The 14775-nt window shown below is 62.2% G+C and carries 14 protein-coding genes; 5 read left to right on the top strand and 9 right to left on the bottom strand.

What is annotated here, in order from left to right; translation table 11 throughout:
* Positions 1-14: 14 nt before the first annotated feature.
* From purD to WGT02_RS05790, 7 genes are all read right to left on the bottom strand, one after another.
* On the bottom strand, positions 15-1295 hold the full coding sequence (purD, locus tag WGT02_RS05820) for a phosphoribosylamine--glycine ligase (RefSeq protein WP_024314289.1): 1281 nt from the start codon (positions 1293-1295) through the stop codon (positions 15-17).
* A gap of 83 nt (positions 1296-1378) precedes the next feature.
* A complete protein-coding gene (locus tag WGT02_RS05815; protein WP_208248689.1) occupies positions 1379-3322 on the bottom strand; it encodes a DUF2207 domain-containing protein in 1944 nt (647 codons plus the stop codon).
* 41 nt (positions 3323-3363) lie between these two features.
* Complete coding sequence (locus tag WGT02_RS05810; RefSeq protein ID WP_208248692.1) at positions 3364-4623, bottom strand: 3-phosphoshikimate 1-carboxyvinyltransferase; 1260 nt, start codon at positions 4621-4623, stop codon at positions 3364-3366.
* 94 nt (positions 4624-4717) lie between these two features.
* The gene (locus WGT02_RS05805; RefSeq protein ID WP_024314292.1) at positions 4718-5269 is read right to left on the bottom strand and encodes a LemA family protein; all 552 of its coding nucleotides are present in this window, start codon (positions 5267-5269) and stop codon (positions 4718-4720) included.
* A gap of 333 nt (positions 5270-5602) precedes the next feature.
* Positions 5603-6538 (bottom strand): glycine--tRNA ligase subunit alpha, encoded by a 936-nt coding sequence (locus WGT02_RS05800; protein WP_024314293.1) that lies wholly within the window; start codon positions 6536-6538, stop codon positions 5603-5605.
* Between the two features lie 104 nt (positions 6539-6642).
* The gene (locus tag WGT02_RS05795) at positions 6643-6837 is read right to left on the bottom strand and encodes a membrane protein (RefSeq protein WP_007789132.1); all 195 of its coding nucleotides are present in this window, start codon (positions 6835-6837) and stop codon (positions 6643-6645) included.
* Between the two features lie 19 nt (positions 6838-6856).
* Positions 6857-7717: a S49 family peptidase gene (locus tag WGT02_RS05790; RefSeq protein ID WP_024314294.1), complete on the bottom strand. Its 861-nt coding sequence runs from the start codon at positions 7715-7717 to the stop codon at positions 6857-6859.
* 169 nt (positions 7718-7886) lie between these two features.
* On the opposite strand from WGT02_RS05790, the gene WGT02_RS05785 reads away from it, so the two are divergent.
* On the top strand, positions 7887-9227 hold the full coding sequence (locus WGT02_RS05785; RefSeq protein ID WP_208248694.1) for an Nramp family divalent metal transporter: 1341 nt from the start codon (positions 7887-7889) through the stop codon (positions 9225-9227).
* Here WGT02_RS05785 and WGT02_RS05780 read toward each other — a convergent pair.
* Positions 9224-10000: a tRNA1(Val) (adenine(37)-N6)-methyltransferase gene (locus WGT02_RS05780; protein ID WP_024314296.1), complete on the bottom strand. Its 777-nt coding sequence runs from the start codon at positions 9998-10000 to the stop codon at positions 9224-9226. The two genes, WGT02_RS05785 and WGT02_RS05780, sit on opposite strands and share 4 nt — an antisense overlap.
* Positions 10001-10007: 7 nt before the next feature.
* Positions 10008-10235 (bottom strand): DUF2007 domain-containing protein, encoded by a 228-nt coding sequence (locus tag WGT02_RS05775; RefSeq protein ID WP_024314297.1) that lies wholly within the window; start codon positions 10233-10235, stop codon positions 10008-10010.
* A 108-nt stretch (positions 10236-10343) separates the two neighbouring features.
* Here WGT02_RS05775 and WGT02_RS05770 point away from each other — a divergent pair, with 108 nt between their 5' ends.
* From WGT02_RS05770 to moaB, 4 genes are all read left to right on the top strand, one after another.
* On the top strand, positions 10344-11360 hold the full coding sequence (locus WGT02_RS05770; RefSeq protein WP_024314298.1) for a polyprenyl synthetase family protein: 1017 nt from the start codon (positions 10344-10346) through the stop codon (positions 11358-11360).
* Positions 11361-11490: 130 nt separating this feature from the next.
* The gene (locus tag WGT02_RS05765; protein WP_024314299.1) at positions 11491-13320 is read left to right on the top strand and encodes a tetratricopeptide repeat protein; all 1830 of its coding nucleotides are present in this window, start codon (positions 11491-11493) and stop codon (positions 13318-13320) included.
* A gap of 6 nt (positions 13321-13326) precedes the next feature.
* Positions 13327-14235, top strand: coding sequence for a 4-(cytidine 5'-diphospho)-2-C-methyl-D-erythritol kinase (locus WGT02_RS05760; RefSeq protein WP_024314300.1), 909 nt, complete (start codon positions 13327-13329; stop codon positions 14233-14235).
* Complete coding sequence (gene moaB / locus WGT02_RS05755) at positions 14219-14770, top strand: molybdenum cofactor biosynthesis protein B (protein ID WP_024314301.1); 552 nt, start codon at positions 14219-14221, stop codon at positions 14768-14770. The genes WGT02_RS05760 and moaB overlap by 17 nt, the downstream gene beginning before the upstream one ends.
* Positions 14771-14775 lie beyond the last annotated feature (5 nt).

Raw genomic sequence — 14775 nt, 5'->3', positions numbered from 1 at the left:
AGTTGGTGGCAGGTCTACCGAACAGCGCTTTTTTCGCGTTCGATCGCGCGCCAGCCGATGTCGTGGCGGCAGAAGCCGTTGTCCCAATCGACCTTGTCGAGCAACGCACAGGCGCGCGCCTGTGCTTCGCCAACCGTCTTGCCCGTGGCCGTGACGTTGAGCACCCGCCCGCCGGTCGCGACCAGCGCGCCGTCCGTCAGGGCTGTGCCGGCATGAAACACCTTGGCGCCATCACCCGCTTCCGGGATATGGCGGATCGGCGTCCCCTTGTCGTAGGAGCCCGGATAACCCTTCGACGCCATGACGACAGTCAGGGCCGGGTCGTCGGTCCATTCGGCGGACACCTGATCGAGTGTGCCGTTGGCGGTGGCAAAGAGAAGCGGCAGCAGATCGCTCTCCAGCCGCATCATCAGCACTTGGCACTCCGGATCGCCGAAGCGGACATTGTATTCGATGAGTTCCGGCCCCTTGGCGGTGATCATCAGGCCGGCGAAGAAGACGCCCGAGAAGGGATAGCCGCTTTCGGCCATGCCGCGCATGGTCGGCTCGATGATTTCCTTCATGGTGCGCTCGACCATGTCGGCCGTCATCACGGGCGCCGGCGAATAGGCGCCCATGCCGCCGGTGTTCGGGCCGGTGTCACCCTCGCCCACCCGCTTGTGGTCCTGGGCGGTTGCGAGCGGCAGGACGTGCTTGCCGTCGCAGAGGCAGAAGAAGCTCGCCTCCTCGCCATCGAGATAGGCCTCAATAACGACCTCGGCGCCCGCAGCACCGAAGGCGCCCTCGAAGCAATCGTCGACGGCGGCGAGTGCTTCATCGACGGTCATCGCGACGGTCACGCCCTTGCCGGCAGCAAGGCCATCGGCCTTGACGACGATCGGGGCGCCCTGCAGGCGGATATAGGCCTTGGCCTTCGGCGCATTGTTGAAGCGCTGGTAGGCACCAGTCGGGATGTCGTAGCGGGCGCAGATATCCTTGGTGAAGCCCTTGGAGCCTTCGAGCTGGGCCGCAGCAGCCGACGGGCCGAAGACGGCAAATCCTTCTGCGCGCAGCTTGTCGGCAATGCCGGCCACCAGCGGGGCTTCGGGGCCGACGACGACGAAATCGATCGCCTTGTCCTTGCAGAAGGCGATCAACGCATCGTGGTCATCGACATTGACGGCGACGAGCGTCGCGTGTTCGGCAATGCCCGGATTGCCGGGCGCGGCGTAAAATTCCGTCATCAACGGCGATTGCGCCAGCTTCCAGGCCAATGCGTGTTCGCGTCCGCCCGATCCGATCAACAGAACCTTCATGCCCGTCCCTTTCGCGTTTCCGTCTGGCGGTTAAGGGGAGAGCGCCGAAAGGTCAAGCGAGAATGCTTGCCCCGGGGTCAAGCTCACCAGCCGCCGCCGCCACCACCGCCACCGCCGCCACCGGAAAAGCCTCCCGAGGAGCCGCCACCGGAAAAACCGGAAGACGAACTGGAGGGCGGTGCCGGAATGGTGGAAGCGATCGTCGAAGCCATCGACGAGGAGAAGCCGCCGATGCGATCGGAGAAGTTGCCGCTGCCGAAATTGCCGGAATACCACGAGGGGGCATAGGCCGCGGCAGCGGCGCCCGCCGCCGCTGCAGCAAGCCAGGTCTCGAAGGCGCGCGACCAGGGTTTTTCGACGCCGAGCGCCACAGCGTAGGGCAAGAGTTTCTCGAAATGCCGGGGCGACATCTCGGGCGCCCCCTCCATATTCATGCGGTCCTTCTCGGCCAGCGTCATGTACTGACGCAAACCATCGATGCCATCGGTCAGCTTGGCCCCGAGCGGGGTCGGCGCGCCCATGATGAAGACGTAGAGCAGGTTCAGCAGGATGATGCCGCCGATGGCAAACAGCATCGGCGTCTCGTGGAACTCGACCAGCGAGGAGAACAGCGCCAATGCCAGCGACGACACGACGCTGAAGCCGATAAAGGCGGCGATACCGATGGCGATCACGGACATGATCTTGGCGCCGAGCGCTCTGCCGGGGCGAAACGACTTGGCAAAGCCGGCAACGAAGACAGAAATGAAGACGACGACGACGATCGGAATGATCATCAAAGCGATGGTCTCCGGCTCCAACGTTCCAAAGACGAAGAGGGCCACCAACGAGACGGCGCTGAGTGCGATACCGCCCGTCGTGTATCCAGTATTCGCATTGTAGTATTTGCCGCGGTGCTCGCGCTCGATGGCGGCCCGGAAACTGTCCCCCGCCGACTTCACCTTCGTTCCGTTGGCCTCGTCGATCGTCAGGGAGCCCTTGGCTCCGACGGCGTTGAGCAAGCTCGCTTCGCCGGCTTCCAGCTTCTCCTTGCCGACCGGCTTGTCGGTGCGGCGGATGATGATCGCGTTCTTCAGGTCTTCCAGCACCACGTATCCGCGCACAGCCAGGTTGAGGGCCGTGGCCGACAGCGCCGTCCAGCCCTGCCCCGAGAAGCCGCGATTGTCGACATAGTTCACCAGCGCCGGCGAGATGCCGTCGGGCGGATCCCAGCGCGGCACCAGCACGCCGCGGGCCGGATCGCGGCCGACCTTCAGCCAGGAGCGCGTGTAATAGAGGAAGACGAGGATGAGGCCACCGAAACCGAGGAAGTAGTCGCGGTTGTCGCTCAGCCACCAGCGCCGCTCGTCGTCGGCGCTCGGCGGATTGATAGAACCTTTGGGCATCTTGACGGCGATCGTCAGCCCTTCACCGGCGTTGAGCGGCCGGGTCGTCGAGAACAGCAGTCGATTACCGTCTCCGGAAACGCTTGCATTCCTGTCCGTCGCGCCCTGCGGGCCGGTGAAGAAGGCGGTATCCGTCGCGCTGACCCCATCCGGAAGGTTCACCATCGCCGTGGCACTCAGGATCGGGAAGATCCAGCCGTTGCCGGTCACGTTCCAATAGAACTCGTCGTGATCGTCGAAGTAGCGGATCTGGCGATTGGTGCGGTATGTGAAGACGTATTGGTGGCGGCCAGAGCTTAACGACACATCTTCCGAGCCGGCATAGATGCGGATGCCGCCGCTGATGGACTCGGTGTGCCAGGGCTCGTCGCGGCCGTCGCGCTTGACCGAGACCACGTCGAAATCGACGCGGCGGAGGCGGCCTTTCGCGTCCTGATAGGTCAGCGGAAAATCGCGGAAGATGCCGCGCCTGATCCGGTTGCCTTCGGCGTTGACGGTGATCGTCTCCGTCACCGTCAACGCGCCGCCCTTTTCCAGCACGATGTCGGAGGCGAATGCGTTAATCACCTCCGCAGCGGTGGCGCCACGCGCCGCAAGCATCAGAAACAGAACGAAGCAAAGGCCGAAAAGCCGTCGGATCATCATACCCCTCGCCTGCGGCGTCCCGGCCGCATCAGATAACGTCAGCCCGCGTCGGCATAGGTCACGCCAAGCCCTGCCAGCGTCCGCCAGTAGGTCGGGAAGGTCTTGCCGACGCAATCCGGATCGAGGATCGTGATGCCGGCGATCCTCAGGCCGGCAAGCGCGAAGCTCATGGCGATGCGATGATCGGCGAAGGTGTCGATCTTGGCCGGCAGGCGCTGGCCCGCGAGAGCCGGATCGGACTGGACGATCAGGTCGTCGCCTTCCTCGCGTGCCAGATCCGGACGGATCTGCATGAGGCCGGTCGAGACTGCGCGGATGCGATCGCATTCCTTGACGCGCAGATTGGCGATACCGACGAAACGCACGGGCGTCTCGTTGAAAGCGGCCAGAACGGCAAGCGTCGGGACGGCGTCCTGCATCTGCGAACCGTCGATGACGGCAGGAAGATGCGGGAACTTGGCGATCAGATCGTAGGCCTTCGCATCCGGCTGCGTAAACGCGGTGTTCGCGACACCGAGATCGATCTTGCCCGATGTCAGCACCTCCGCCACCCAGAGGTAGGTTGCGGCCGAGGCGTCCGGCTCGACCACAAAGTCGCTTGCCGTGTAACCGGTCGGCTCGACGCGCCAGGTCACCGGGCTCGTCTTCTCGACCTTGGCGCCAAAGGCGCGCATCGCCGCGGTCGTCAGATCGATATAGCCGAGCGCACCGATATCCTCGCCAAGCAGCTCGATCGTCACCGGCTTGTCGCCGCCAGCGGCCATCATCAGGAGCGCCGAGACATACTGGCTGGACAGGCCGCCATCGATCTGGATGCGGCTCGCCACAAAACGACCGGTGCCGTTGACGGTGACGGGTGGGCAGCCGGTTTCGGTCGATGCGTCGATGCAAAGTGACCGCAGCGCATCGACGAGCGGGCCGATCGGGCGCTTGCGCATATGCTGATCGCCATCGACGACAACCGTGCCATCCACCAGGGCGGCAGCAGCTGTCAGGAAGCGGGTCGCCGTTCCGGCATTGCCGAGGAAGAGTGGCACCTGCGGCGGCAGCAGTTTACCGCTGCCGGTGACGACGAAGCTCGTATCATCAGGCTCGTCGATAATCACTCCCATGGCGCGCAGAGCGTCGGCCATATAACGCGTGTCGTCGCTCTTCAACGCACCGGTCAAGCGGCTGGTGCCCTTGGCAAGACCAGCCAGCAGCAGCGCGCGATTGGTGATCGATTTCGACCCGGGCGGGATGGCGCGGCCTGTCAGCGGCTTGCCCGGCGGGATGATGGTGAGCTTGTCTTTACTCATTTCCTTGTCTTTTCCGTCTTTGCGCGAAGGCCGTCTCCAGCCAACGATCATGTCCTGCTCATAGCAGCTTTTGCGCAAAGGCAAATGGCGGATATCAGAACTTTACCGTCGGAACGGCGCGATCCGCTTCGTTGGCGATCTCGAAATACTCGCGCTTCTGGAAGCCGAACTGGCCGGCGACCAGATTGGATGGGAAACTCTCGACTTTGACGTTCAGATCACGGGCCGCGCCATTGTAGTAGCGGCGCGCCATCTGGATTTCGCTTTCCATCGTTTCGAGCGAGGTCTGCAACTCGCGGAAATTCTCGTTCGCCTTCAGGTCGGGATAGGCTTCGGCCAGCGCCAGCACGCGGCCAAGTGCCTGACCGAGCAGACCTTCCGCCTGGGCGCGGCCGGCGACATCGCCTGCTGGAACTGATTGGGCCTTGTTGCGGAGCGCAACGACCTCTTCGAGAGTCGTCTTTTCGTGCGCCGCGTAACCCTTGACGGTCTCGATCAGGTTGGGGATCAGGTCGGCGCGGCGCTTCAGTTGCACATCGATGCCGGACCAGGCTTCCTCAGCCATCTGCCGGGCACGAACAAGGCCGTTATAAATAAAGACGGCATAGAGCGCGGCCAGAACGACAAGACCAAGAACGAAATACATCGCGAATCCCCCGCAACGACAAAAAATATGCCGGGAGACTATGCGCGTTACTGCAGATTGTCATCCCGCATTTCCGGCCTCTTTCGGGCGATCGATTGCAAGGGGTAGTGAAAAATCACGATACCGCAGGGTGCGCGGACACCATATTTTCATTCTGCACGATCGAGATAGACGTGCGTGAGAAACTTGCGACGAGGATCACTCAGTATGAGCGCAGTACTTTTCCTGCTCAACACGCTGGCCATCGCTTCGTACTTCTTTGTCCAGAAAATGGCGCGTCCGGTGGAACGCCGTGTCGAGGTCAGAAGCGACGAACGCCGCTGACCGCCACCCTCAAGCGGCGGTTTTCGCCAGATTTACCCCACCCGCGTCCGTCAGCAGGAAGGCTTCGCCGCAGGCCTTGGCCAGCGTGCGCACCCGCAGAATGTAGCTCTGGCGCTCGGTGACCGAGATCACGCCGCGCGCATCCAAAAGATTGAACACGTGGCTTGCCTTGATGCACTGGTCATAGGCCGGGAACACGCACTTGTGCAGCAGCTGGTTCGCATTGTCGCCCGGCGCGCCGGCGGCGAGAAGCGCCTGACACTCCTTCTCGGCGTCAACGAAGTGACGGTGCAGCATCTCCGTATTGGCGTATTCGAAATTGTGGCGTGAATATTCCTGCTCAGCCTGCAGGAAGACGTCGCCGTAGCTGATCTTCTGGTCGCCCTCGCGGCCGTTGAAGTTCAGGTCATAGACGTTGTCTACGCCCTGGACGTACATGGCGAGGCGCTCCAGACCATAGGTCAACTCGCCCGCGACAGGCGAGCATTCGATGCCGCAGACCTGCTGGAAATAGGTGAACTGCGACACTTCCATGCCGTCGCACCAGCACTCCCAGCCGAGACCCCAGGCGCCGAGCGTCGGGCTTTCCCAGTCATCCTCGACGAAACGGATGTCGTGCAGCAGCGGGTCGAGACCGATCGCTGCGAGCGAGGCGAGATAGAGTTCCTGCAGGTTTGGCGGGTTCGGCTTCAGGATGACCTGATACTGATAATAATGCTGCAGGCGGTTCGGGTTCTCGCCGTAGCGGCCGTCGGACGGGCGGCGCGACGGCTGCACATAGGCAGCCTTCCACGGCTTGGGCCCGAGCGCACGCAGCGTCGTTGCCGGGTGGAACGTACCGGCACCGACTTCCATGTCGTAAGGCTGCAGAACCGCGCACCCCTTGTCCGCCCAGTAGTTGTGAAGCGTGAGGATCAGCGCCTGAAACGAGCGCTTGGGGTTCATATGGTCGGGGATTGCGGCTGCAGACATGGAACGGCTTCCGAATTCGTACAAAAGTGCGCGGACAGGTGCCATGCCGCGCCAAACGGGTCAAGGCTTTTGCGGCCCTACTCGTCCTCGTCCTTCTTCAGATGGTATTCGCCGGTAACCGGATCCTTGACCAGCGTGCCGATGGCGCCCGTCTGGCGCTCCTTCTCGGCACGACGGGATCGCTCGGCGAGCCGCTTTGCATCAGCGATGAAGCGGCGGTAGAGAAGCCAGGCGCCGACGACCAGCACGACGATAATTATCAGTTGCGGCATGATGCCAGCCTTCACTCCCTCAGAGCCCGAATCGGCTCCACAATGCCTTCTCCTCGGCGGCCTCGACAAGTCCGGTTGCAAGACCGGCGCCGGCGCCCTCCAAGCTGGCTGACGATATACCCGGAATGCGTCGTCCGAAAAGACCACGCGCTGGCATCACCAGCTCGAGCTTGCTTTTGGCCCCATAGCGGCGCTTCAATTCCTGCCGCATGTCGCCGAGCCCATCGACCAGACCCAGCTCAAGTGCGCGCATACCGGTCCAGAAAAGCCCGGAGAAGACTACGTCGTCGTTCTTCAGCTTGCCGGCACGCCGCTCGCGAACCATGGAGATGAAAACCTGATGGATCTCCAATTGCAGGGTCTTCAGGTATTCGATGTCCTTTTCCTTCTCCGGCTGGAAGGGATCGAGGATCACCTTGTTTTCTCCGGCCGTATAGACCCGGCGCTCCACGCCGATCTTCTTCAAGAGCTCGGGAAAGCCGAAGCCACCAGAGACGACGCCGATCGAGCCGACGATAGAGGTGGGATCGGCAATGATCTCGTCGCCGGCAAGCGCGATCATGTAGCCGCCGGATGCGGCAACATCTTCGACGAAGACGAGAACCTTCTTCTGCTTCTCGCGCGCGAGTTCGCGGATGCGGGTGAAGACGAGGCGCGACTGCACCGGGGAGCCGCCGGGCGAATTGAGCGAGATGGCAACCGCCGGCGCATCCTTGAAACTGAAGGCCTTTTCGAGGACTTGCGCCGTTGAGGCGAGATTGAGGGTGGGCCGGAACTGGCTCCCGCCGCTCATGATCGGGCCGTGAAGTCGAACGACGGGGATCACCATGCCTTCCTTACGGAAACGCTTCGGCAGCAACCTCTTCAAAAATCCGGCCATTTTCCATCCTTTGCGACGATGTGAGCGAACGTCTTCCATGTATGCAACGGAGCGACAAACGCAATGGTCGCAGCAGAAAACATCTGTCGTTCACAAATCTTGTTGCGAATGACTTGCATTATCATTCCAATTAGACATACTGGTCGGATTGATAATAGGCGGACACTGCATGGACATCGTAAATCCGAACGCGAAGGCCGGCTGGCGACACGCACGTGAAGAGGCATCGCTTTCCGATGTCTACCGGTCCGTCCAGACGCATGCACATGGCACACGCTGGCGCCGCATCGCCGCGTTCCTCGGGCCCGGCTACATGGTGGCCGTCGGCTATATGGACCCCGGCAACTGGGCGACCTCGCTCGCCGGCGGTTCGAAGTTCGGCTATGCCCTGCTGACCGTCGCCTTGCTGTCCAACCTGATGGCGATCGTCCTGCAGTCGCTCTGTGCGCGCCTTGCGATCGCTTCCGGCCGCGACCTTGCCCAGGCGTGCCGTGACGCATACCCGAAATACGTCTCGGTTCCGCTGTGGGCCTTTGCCGAAATCGCCATCATCGCGACCGACATCGCCGAGGTGATCGGCACGGCGATCGGCCTCAACCTTCTCTTCGGCATCCCGCTCGAACTCGGCGTGCTCATCACATCGCTCGATGTGTTCCTCATCCTCTATCTGCAGAAGATCGGCTTCCGCTGGGTGGAAGCCTTTGTCATCGCCCTGCTCGCCATCATCGCCGTGTGCTTCGGCGTGCAGATCTTCCTGGCGGACCCGGAATGGGGTGCGGTGATCCGGGGCTTCTTCCCGACGACCGAGATCGTTTCCAACCCCGAGATGCTCTACCTCGCGCTCGGCATTCTCGGCGCCACCGTGATGCCGCACAATCTCTACCTGCACTCCGGCATCGTCCAGACCCGCGCCTATGGCCACACGGTGCCGGAAAAGCGCCAGGCGCTGACCTACGCGACGATCGACTCGACCGTAGCGCTGTGCTTCGCGCTCCTGATCAACGCATCGATCCTGATCCTGGCCGCTGCTGCCTTCCATGCGAACGGCAAAACGGATGTCGTGGAACTGGGCGAGGCATCTTCGTTGCTCGCACCGCTGCTTGGACTGGCAATCGCTCCAACGCTCTTCGGCATCGCGCTCCTGTGCTGCGGCCTGAATTCGACGGTTACGGCAACGCTTGCGGGTCAGATCGTCATGGAAGGCTTCCTGAAGATCCGGCTTCAGCCGTGGGTTCGCCGCCTGATCACCCGTGCGATCGCCATCGTTCCGGCCGCCTTCGTCACCATTTGGTATGGCGACAAGGGCACGGCGGAACTGCTGATCCTGACGCAGGTCGTGCTCAGCCTACAGCTTTCCTTCGCCGTCTTCCCGCTCGTGATGTTTACGGCAAGCAGGGCGAAGATGGGCGCGCTGGTCGCCCCCCGCTGGTTGAGTGCGATTGCCTACGTGATCGCGGTCCTGATTGCGGGTCTCAATGTCAAGCTGCTGTTCGACTTCGTCGTCGGCTAGCGCCTGCTGTAGGCCGCCCGGCCATTGTTGAGATCATCCACGAAGGGGGAGAATTTATGCGTTCCCTCCTCGTGCATGATAAGTGGCGCGCGCAGCGAAAGCCGCGCGCGCGATCCTTTGATCGCCGTGACCAGGATACGCACGGCGCTCTCACCGTCGCGCGGATGGATCGCGGTCACCTCGATGCCGCCGAAGCGGCGTCCGCAAGCGTCGATGATCTCGGCAATCGATTCTGGCCGTGCGATGAGCGACAATTGCCCGCCGGGGATCATGATCGCCCCGGCCGTCCGCACCCAGCTTTCGAACAGCCCCTCCGTCATCGCATGTGCCTCCGCCTTCAAGGCATCGGGCGTCCGGCGATCGCCCGCATCGTTGAACGGCGGGTTCATGATCACATGATGGAAACTCTCGTCGGGGAGACCAGCCTCGTTTCGCGCCTTCGCCCTTAGCGTCACATCCGCCTCGACGACCGAAACGCGGCCCGCCACATGCGCATTTTCAGGCAGGAGGATGCTGCGGCGCGCATAGTCGGCCATCTGGCCGGAACGCTCAAAGAGGACGACTTCGGCGGCCGGCAGCCGTGACGCGACGGCCAAGCCGGCGGCGCCTGCGCCGGCACCGAGATCCGCGACCGTGATCGGGCGGTCGTCGGCGACGAGCGCAGCAAGCAGCATTGCATCCATGCCGGAGCGATGCCCCCTGCCCTTCGGCTGCACCACATGGAACAGCCCCCGGTGAAAGGCGTCAATCGTCTCGGCAAGATCTCCCGTCATCTCAGGCTCACTTCGGAGCGCGCAATTCGCCACCGAGCCCGGCATCCACGAGAATGCGCCGCGCCTGGTCGGCTTGTTCGTCATCGACGAGGAGCCGGCGCGGCAGCATGCCGAGCGACCCTTCCAGAATGCTCATCCCTTGATCGGCAATGAAGCAGTGGATCCCCGCATCCTTCAGCAGGCTCTCCGCGTAGGAGAGCAACACGGGATCATTGGCGCGAATAAGTTCATGCATTTGCCGGAAAATCCCTTTCAAATTTGCGCGACGCGACAATTCACCCCTTGCCGCGCCAATCGCCCCTTTCTATTGTCGAACTCAATAATTTAACAGGAGTCCGGGTCGTTGGGCGTGGTCATACCGCTTGAAGAAAGCAAAAACAAACTGGCATCTGTCAAGCCGCTGGTCGATTTGACCAAAGCGGACATGCAACGGGTGAACCAGCTTATCCTCTCCAAGGCCGGTTCCGACGTCCAGATGATTCCCGAAGTGGCCAACCATCTCATCTCGTCCGGCGGCAAGCGCCTTCGTCCGATGCTGACTTTGGCGTCTGCTGCGCTATTCGGCTACAAGGGCGAGAACCACATTAAGCTTGCGACATCAGTCGAGTTCATGCACACGGCGACGCTGCTGCATGACGACGTCGTCGATGAGAGCGACCTTCGCCGCGGCAAATCCACCGCCCGCATGATCTGGGGCAACCAGGCGAGCGTGCTTGTCGGTGACTTCCTGCTCGGCCAGGCGTTCCGCATGATGGTCGATGTCGGCTCGCTCGATGCGCTCGACGTGCTCTCCTCGGCGGCTTGCGTGATCGCCGAAGGCGAAGTGCTGCAGCTTTCCGTCGCCAAGAACATGGAAACGACAGAAGACGACTACCTCGCCGTCATCCGCGCGAAGACGGCAGCGTTGTTTGCCGCAGCCGCCGAAGTCGGCCCGATCGTCGCCGATGCCGGCAAATCCGGCCGCAACGCACTGAAGTCCTATGGCATGAACCTTGGTCTCGCTTTCCAGCTCGTCGACGATGCGCTGGACTACGGCGGCAAGGCGGCCGATCTCGGCAAGAATGTCGGCGACGACTTCCGGGAAGGCAAGATCACGCTTCCGGTCATCTTGGCCTATCGCCGCGGAACCGAGGAAGAGCGCGCTTTTTGGCGACAGGCCATTGAAGGCGGCGAGAGCAGCGACCAGAATCTCGAAAAGGCGCTTGGCCTGATTACCAAGTATGGCACGCTGAACGACACCATTGCCCGGGCGGTTCACTACGGCACGATCGCACGCGATGCGCTCGCGCCGCTTCCCGAAACGGGATGGAAGTCAGCCCTGCTGGAAGTCATCGACTTCTGCATCGAGCGCGTCAATTAATCGACGGTCACTGATCGCGGGCTGAATTTATTGCAGGGCCGCTCCAAAAAAGCCATCCTGTTGTGAGTCAGTCATTTCAACTGATTTTGCAGTCGGACGAGGCCGGCTGCCCGACAAGAGAGGTTTTCTAATGCGGCAAAAACTTGCCATCCGTCTTCTTTCGAGCGCAGCCATGGCAGCGGTCCTATCGCTGGCAGCGCTCGGCGGCGTGAATGCCGAAGAGACGGCCAAGAAGGACGATGCCGCCACGGTGATCTTCGATCCGGATAGCGTCACGAGCTTCTCCGGCGCATTTTTGGCCGCCCGGACTGCCGATGTCGATCACGACTACGAGACGGCGATTGAACTCTACAAGAAGGCGCTGCAGATCGAGCCGGGAAATCCGGAAATCCGCCAGCGCCTGATGATCTCGCTGCTTTTGAACGGCGACATCAAGGATGGCGTGAAGTATGCCAACGACCTGAAAGGCGATCCAACGGTCGAACGCATCACGACGGTCGTGCGCAGCATGGATGCCATTCGACGCGGCGAATACAAGACGGCTGAATCGCTTCTGAAATATACCGGCCCGAACGATCTCGACCGAATGATGAACGATCTGCTCGCCGCCTGGGCCCGCGTCGGCGCCGGCCGTGGCAAGGAAGCTCTCTCCATGGTTCAGAGGATGAAGGGGCCGGATTGGGTCGGCATCTTCAAATCCTACAACGCCGGCGCGATCGCGATCGTGAACGGCGACATAAGGGCCGCCCGCCAGAACCTCAACGACGCCGTACTCGACAAGGACGGCGGTGCGACGGCTCCCGATACCTTCATGCGCGCCGTCATGGCTCTCGCCCGACTGGAAGCCTCGCAGGGCAACAAGCAGAAGGCGCTCGACGCGATTTCCGTCGGCGACAACCTGCTGCCGAACTACGCTCCGCTCAATGCGCTGCGCCAGAGCATCGAAAAGGGCGAGAAGCAGGAGCAGCAGATTCAGACCGCAAAGCAGGGCGCTGCCGGCGTACTTTTCTCCATCGGCGGGGCGCTGAACCGCGACGGCGCCGAGGATATCGTTTCGCTCTACCTGCAGACCGCCAAGACGCTGGATCCGGATAGCGCCGATACGCTCGTCATGCTCGGCGGCATTGCCGAGAAGCAGGAGCAGATGGACCGCGCGATCGCGCTCTACAAGCAGGTGCCGGAGAACTCGCCGATGCGCCGCATCTCCGAGCTGCAGCTCGGCCTTGCCCTTGCGCAGGGCGGCAAGGTGGAAGAGGCGCGCAAGCACCTTCAGAGCCTGATCGCCTCTGATCCGAAGGACGTTCGCAGCTACCTCGCCTATGGCAGCGTGCTGTCGGATGCGAAGGACTACGCCGCCATGGCCGACAATTACGACAAGGCCGTCGAAGTCCTCGGCCCGTTGCCGGGCAGGGGCGCATGGACGGTCTTCTTCCAGCGCGGCATCGCCTATGAACGCCTGAAGAAATGGGACCAGGCAGAGCCGAATTTCCGCAAGGCACTGGAACTCAACCCCGACCAGCCGCAGGTTCTGAACTACCTCGGCTACTCCTGGATCGACATGAACCGGAACCTCGACGAGGGCCTGGCGATGATCAAGAAGGCGGTCGATCTGCGTCCGGACGATGGCTACATCATCGACTCGCTTGGCTGGGCCTATTTCCGGCTGAACCGCTTCGACGACGCGGTCGAGGAATTGGAGAAAGCAGCACAGATCAAGGCCGGCGACGCGACGATCAACGACCATCTGGGTGATGCCTACTGGCGTGTCGGCCGCAAGCTCGAAGCCGTCTACCAGTGGAACCGGGCGCTCGGCTCCGAACCCGAGGCATCCGCGATCCCGAAGATCAAGGAAAAGATCGCCAACGGCTTGCCGCAGGATACGGACAGCTCCAAGGCGGCTGACAAGAAGCAGCCGGATCCGGCGCCGGTCGAACCGAAGCCCACGGACAAGAAGTCCTGATAGGCGATGCCCGAGGCGAGTATGGGCGATGACCTGACCGTCATCGAGGACGCTCCGGCAAAAATCAATCTGGCCCTGCATGTGACGGGCCAGAGATCCGACGGCTACCACCTGCTCGATATGCTGGTGACCTTCACCCGGCATGGCGACCGGCTTGAATTTACGCCGGCTGAGCGAGACGAGTTCGTGATATCAGGACGCTTTGCCGAAGCGCTCGTCGACGACCGCCACGACAATCTTGTCCTGAAGGCCCGGGATTTCCTGCGCAGTGCGATCTCTCACGAGAGCGGCATCGCTCCCGCGGTTCGCATCGATCTCCAGAAGAACCTGCCGATTGCGTCCGGAATCGGCGGTGGGTCGGCCGATGCGGCAGCGACGCTTCGCGGCCTGACGCGGCTCTGGAACGTGTCGCTTCCGAATGCGACCATCGAGGCGGTCGCCCTCCGGCTAGGGGCCGACGTGCCCATGTGCCTGGCGAGCAGACCACTGATCGCGCGCGGCATTGGCGAGCAGATCATCCCTGTCGACGACATGCCGGCCTTTGCCATGGTGCTGGCGAACCCGTTGAAAGGCATATCGACGCCCGAGGTTTTCCGAAGGCTGACAAGCAAGACCAATCCGGCACTCGACATGACGCTGCGTTCCACCTGGATCGAGACGATAGGCTCGATGCGCAATGACCTTGAGCCGGTCGCTCGAGACCTGCTGCCCGAAATTGCCGAGATCTCGGCGATGCTGAAGAAGCAGGGCGCCTCCCTCGTTCGCATGTCCGGTTCCGGCGCCACGTGCTACGGCATCTTTGATACACGTGTAGCGGCAGAGACGGCGGCCGCCGCGCTTCACAGCGAACGGCAGGACTGGTATTTCGAAGCAACGGAAACGACTGCTGGAGGACACGATGCCAGGGCTGGATGAAATGCGTCCCTTCATTCCTGTCGGTATTGCCGTGCTGACGGTCTCGGATACCCGCACGCTCGCCGACGACCGCTCCGGCGATACGCTGGCTGCTAGGATCAAGGAGGCAGGTCACCGCTTGGTCGACCGGGGAATCGTCCCTGATGACCCACAGGCGATAGCTTCGCGTGTGAAGGCATGGACCGAACGCGATGATATCGACGTCGTCATCACCACCGGGGGAACCGGCTTTACCGGCCGCGATGTCACGCCGGAAGCTCTGGAGCCGCTTTTCGAAAAGAGGATGGATGGCTTTTCGGAGGTGTTCCACCGTATCTCCTACGACAAGATCGGCACCTCGACGATCCAGTCGCGCGCCACGGCGGGCGTTGCCAACGCAACTTTCATCTTCGCGCTGCCGGGCTCGCCCGGGGCCTGCAAGGACGCCTGGGATGGCATCCTCAAATCCCAACTCGACTACCGCCACATGCCTTGCAATTTCGTGGAGATCATGCCGCGTCTCGACGAGCATCTAAAGCGCGGGACAGGCAAGTAACGGAC

This window comes from Rhizobium sp. T1470, assembly GCF_042140505.1.
GTDB lineage: Bacteria > Pseudomonadota > Alphaproteobacteria > Rhizobiales > Rhizobiaceae > Rhizobium > Rhizobium favelukesii.
Note: the sequence above shows the minus strand (reverse complement) of the source record. Positions and strands in the feature narration are given on the sequence as shown.

Excerpts from the sequence above, each read along its gene's own strand:
- purD (WP_024314289.1), bottom strand. The coding sequence starts at position 1,295 with ATGAAGGTTCTGTTGATCGGATCGGGCGGACGCGAACACGCATTGGCC.
- WGT02_RS05815 (WP_208248689.1), bottom strand. The coding sequence starts at position 3,322 with ATGATCCGACGGCTTTTCGGCCTTTGCTTCGTTCTGTTTCTGATGCTT.
- WGT02_RS05810 (WP_208248692.1), bottom strand. The coding sequence starts at position 4,623 with ATGAGTAAAGACAAGCTCACCATCATCCCGCCGGGCAAGCCGCTGACA.
- WGT02_RS05805 (WP_024314292.1), bottom strand. The coding sequence starts at position 5,269 with ATGTATTTCGTTCTTGGTCTTGTCGTTCTGGCCGCGCTCTATGCCGTC.
- WGT02_RS05800 (WP_024314293.1), bottom strand. The coding sequence starts at position 6,538 with ATGAACCCCAAGCGCTCGTTTCAGGCGCTGATCCTCACGCTTCACAAC.
- WGT02_RS05795 (WP_007789132.1), bottom strand. The coding sequence starts at position 6,837 with ATGCCGCAACTGATAATTATCGTCGTGCTGGTCGTCGGCGCCTGGCTT.
- WGT02_RS05790 (WP_024314294.1), bottom strand. The coding sequence starts at position 7,717 with ATGGCCGGATTTTTGAAGAGGTTGCTGCCGAAGCGTTTCCGTAAGGAA.
- WGT02_RS05785 (WP_208248694.1), top strand. The coding sequence starts at position 7,887 with ATGGACATCGTAAATCCGAACGCGAAGGCCGGCTGGCGACACGCACGT.
- WGT02_RS05780 (WP_024314296.1), bottom strand. The coding sequence starts at position 10,000 with ATGACGGGAGATCTTGCCGAGACGATTGACGCCTTTCACCGGGGGCTG.
- WGT02_RS05775 (WP_024314297.1), bottom strand. The coding sequence starts at position 10,235 with ATGCATGAACTTATTCGCGCCAATGATCCCGTGTTGCTCTCCTACGCG.
- WGT02_RS05765 (WP_024314299.1), top strand. The coding sequence starts at position 11,491 with ATGCGGCAAAAACTTGCCATCCGTCTTCTTTCGAGCGCAGCCATGGCA.
- WGT02_RS05760 (WP_024314300.1), top strand. The coding sequence starts at position 13,327 with ATGCCCGAGGCGAGTATGGGCGATGACCTGACCGTCATCGAGGACGCT.
- moaB (WP_024314301.1), top strand. The coding sequence starts at position 14,219 with ATGCCAGGGCTGGATGAAATGCGTCCCTTCATTCCTGTCGGTATTGCC.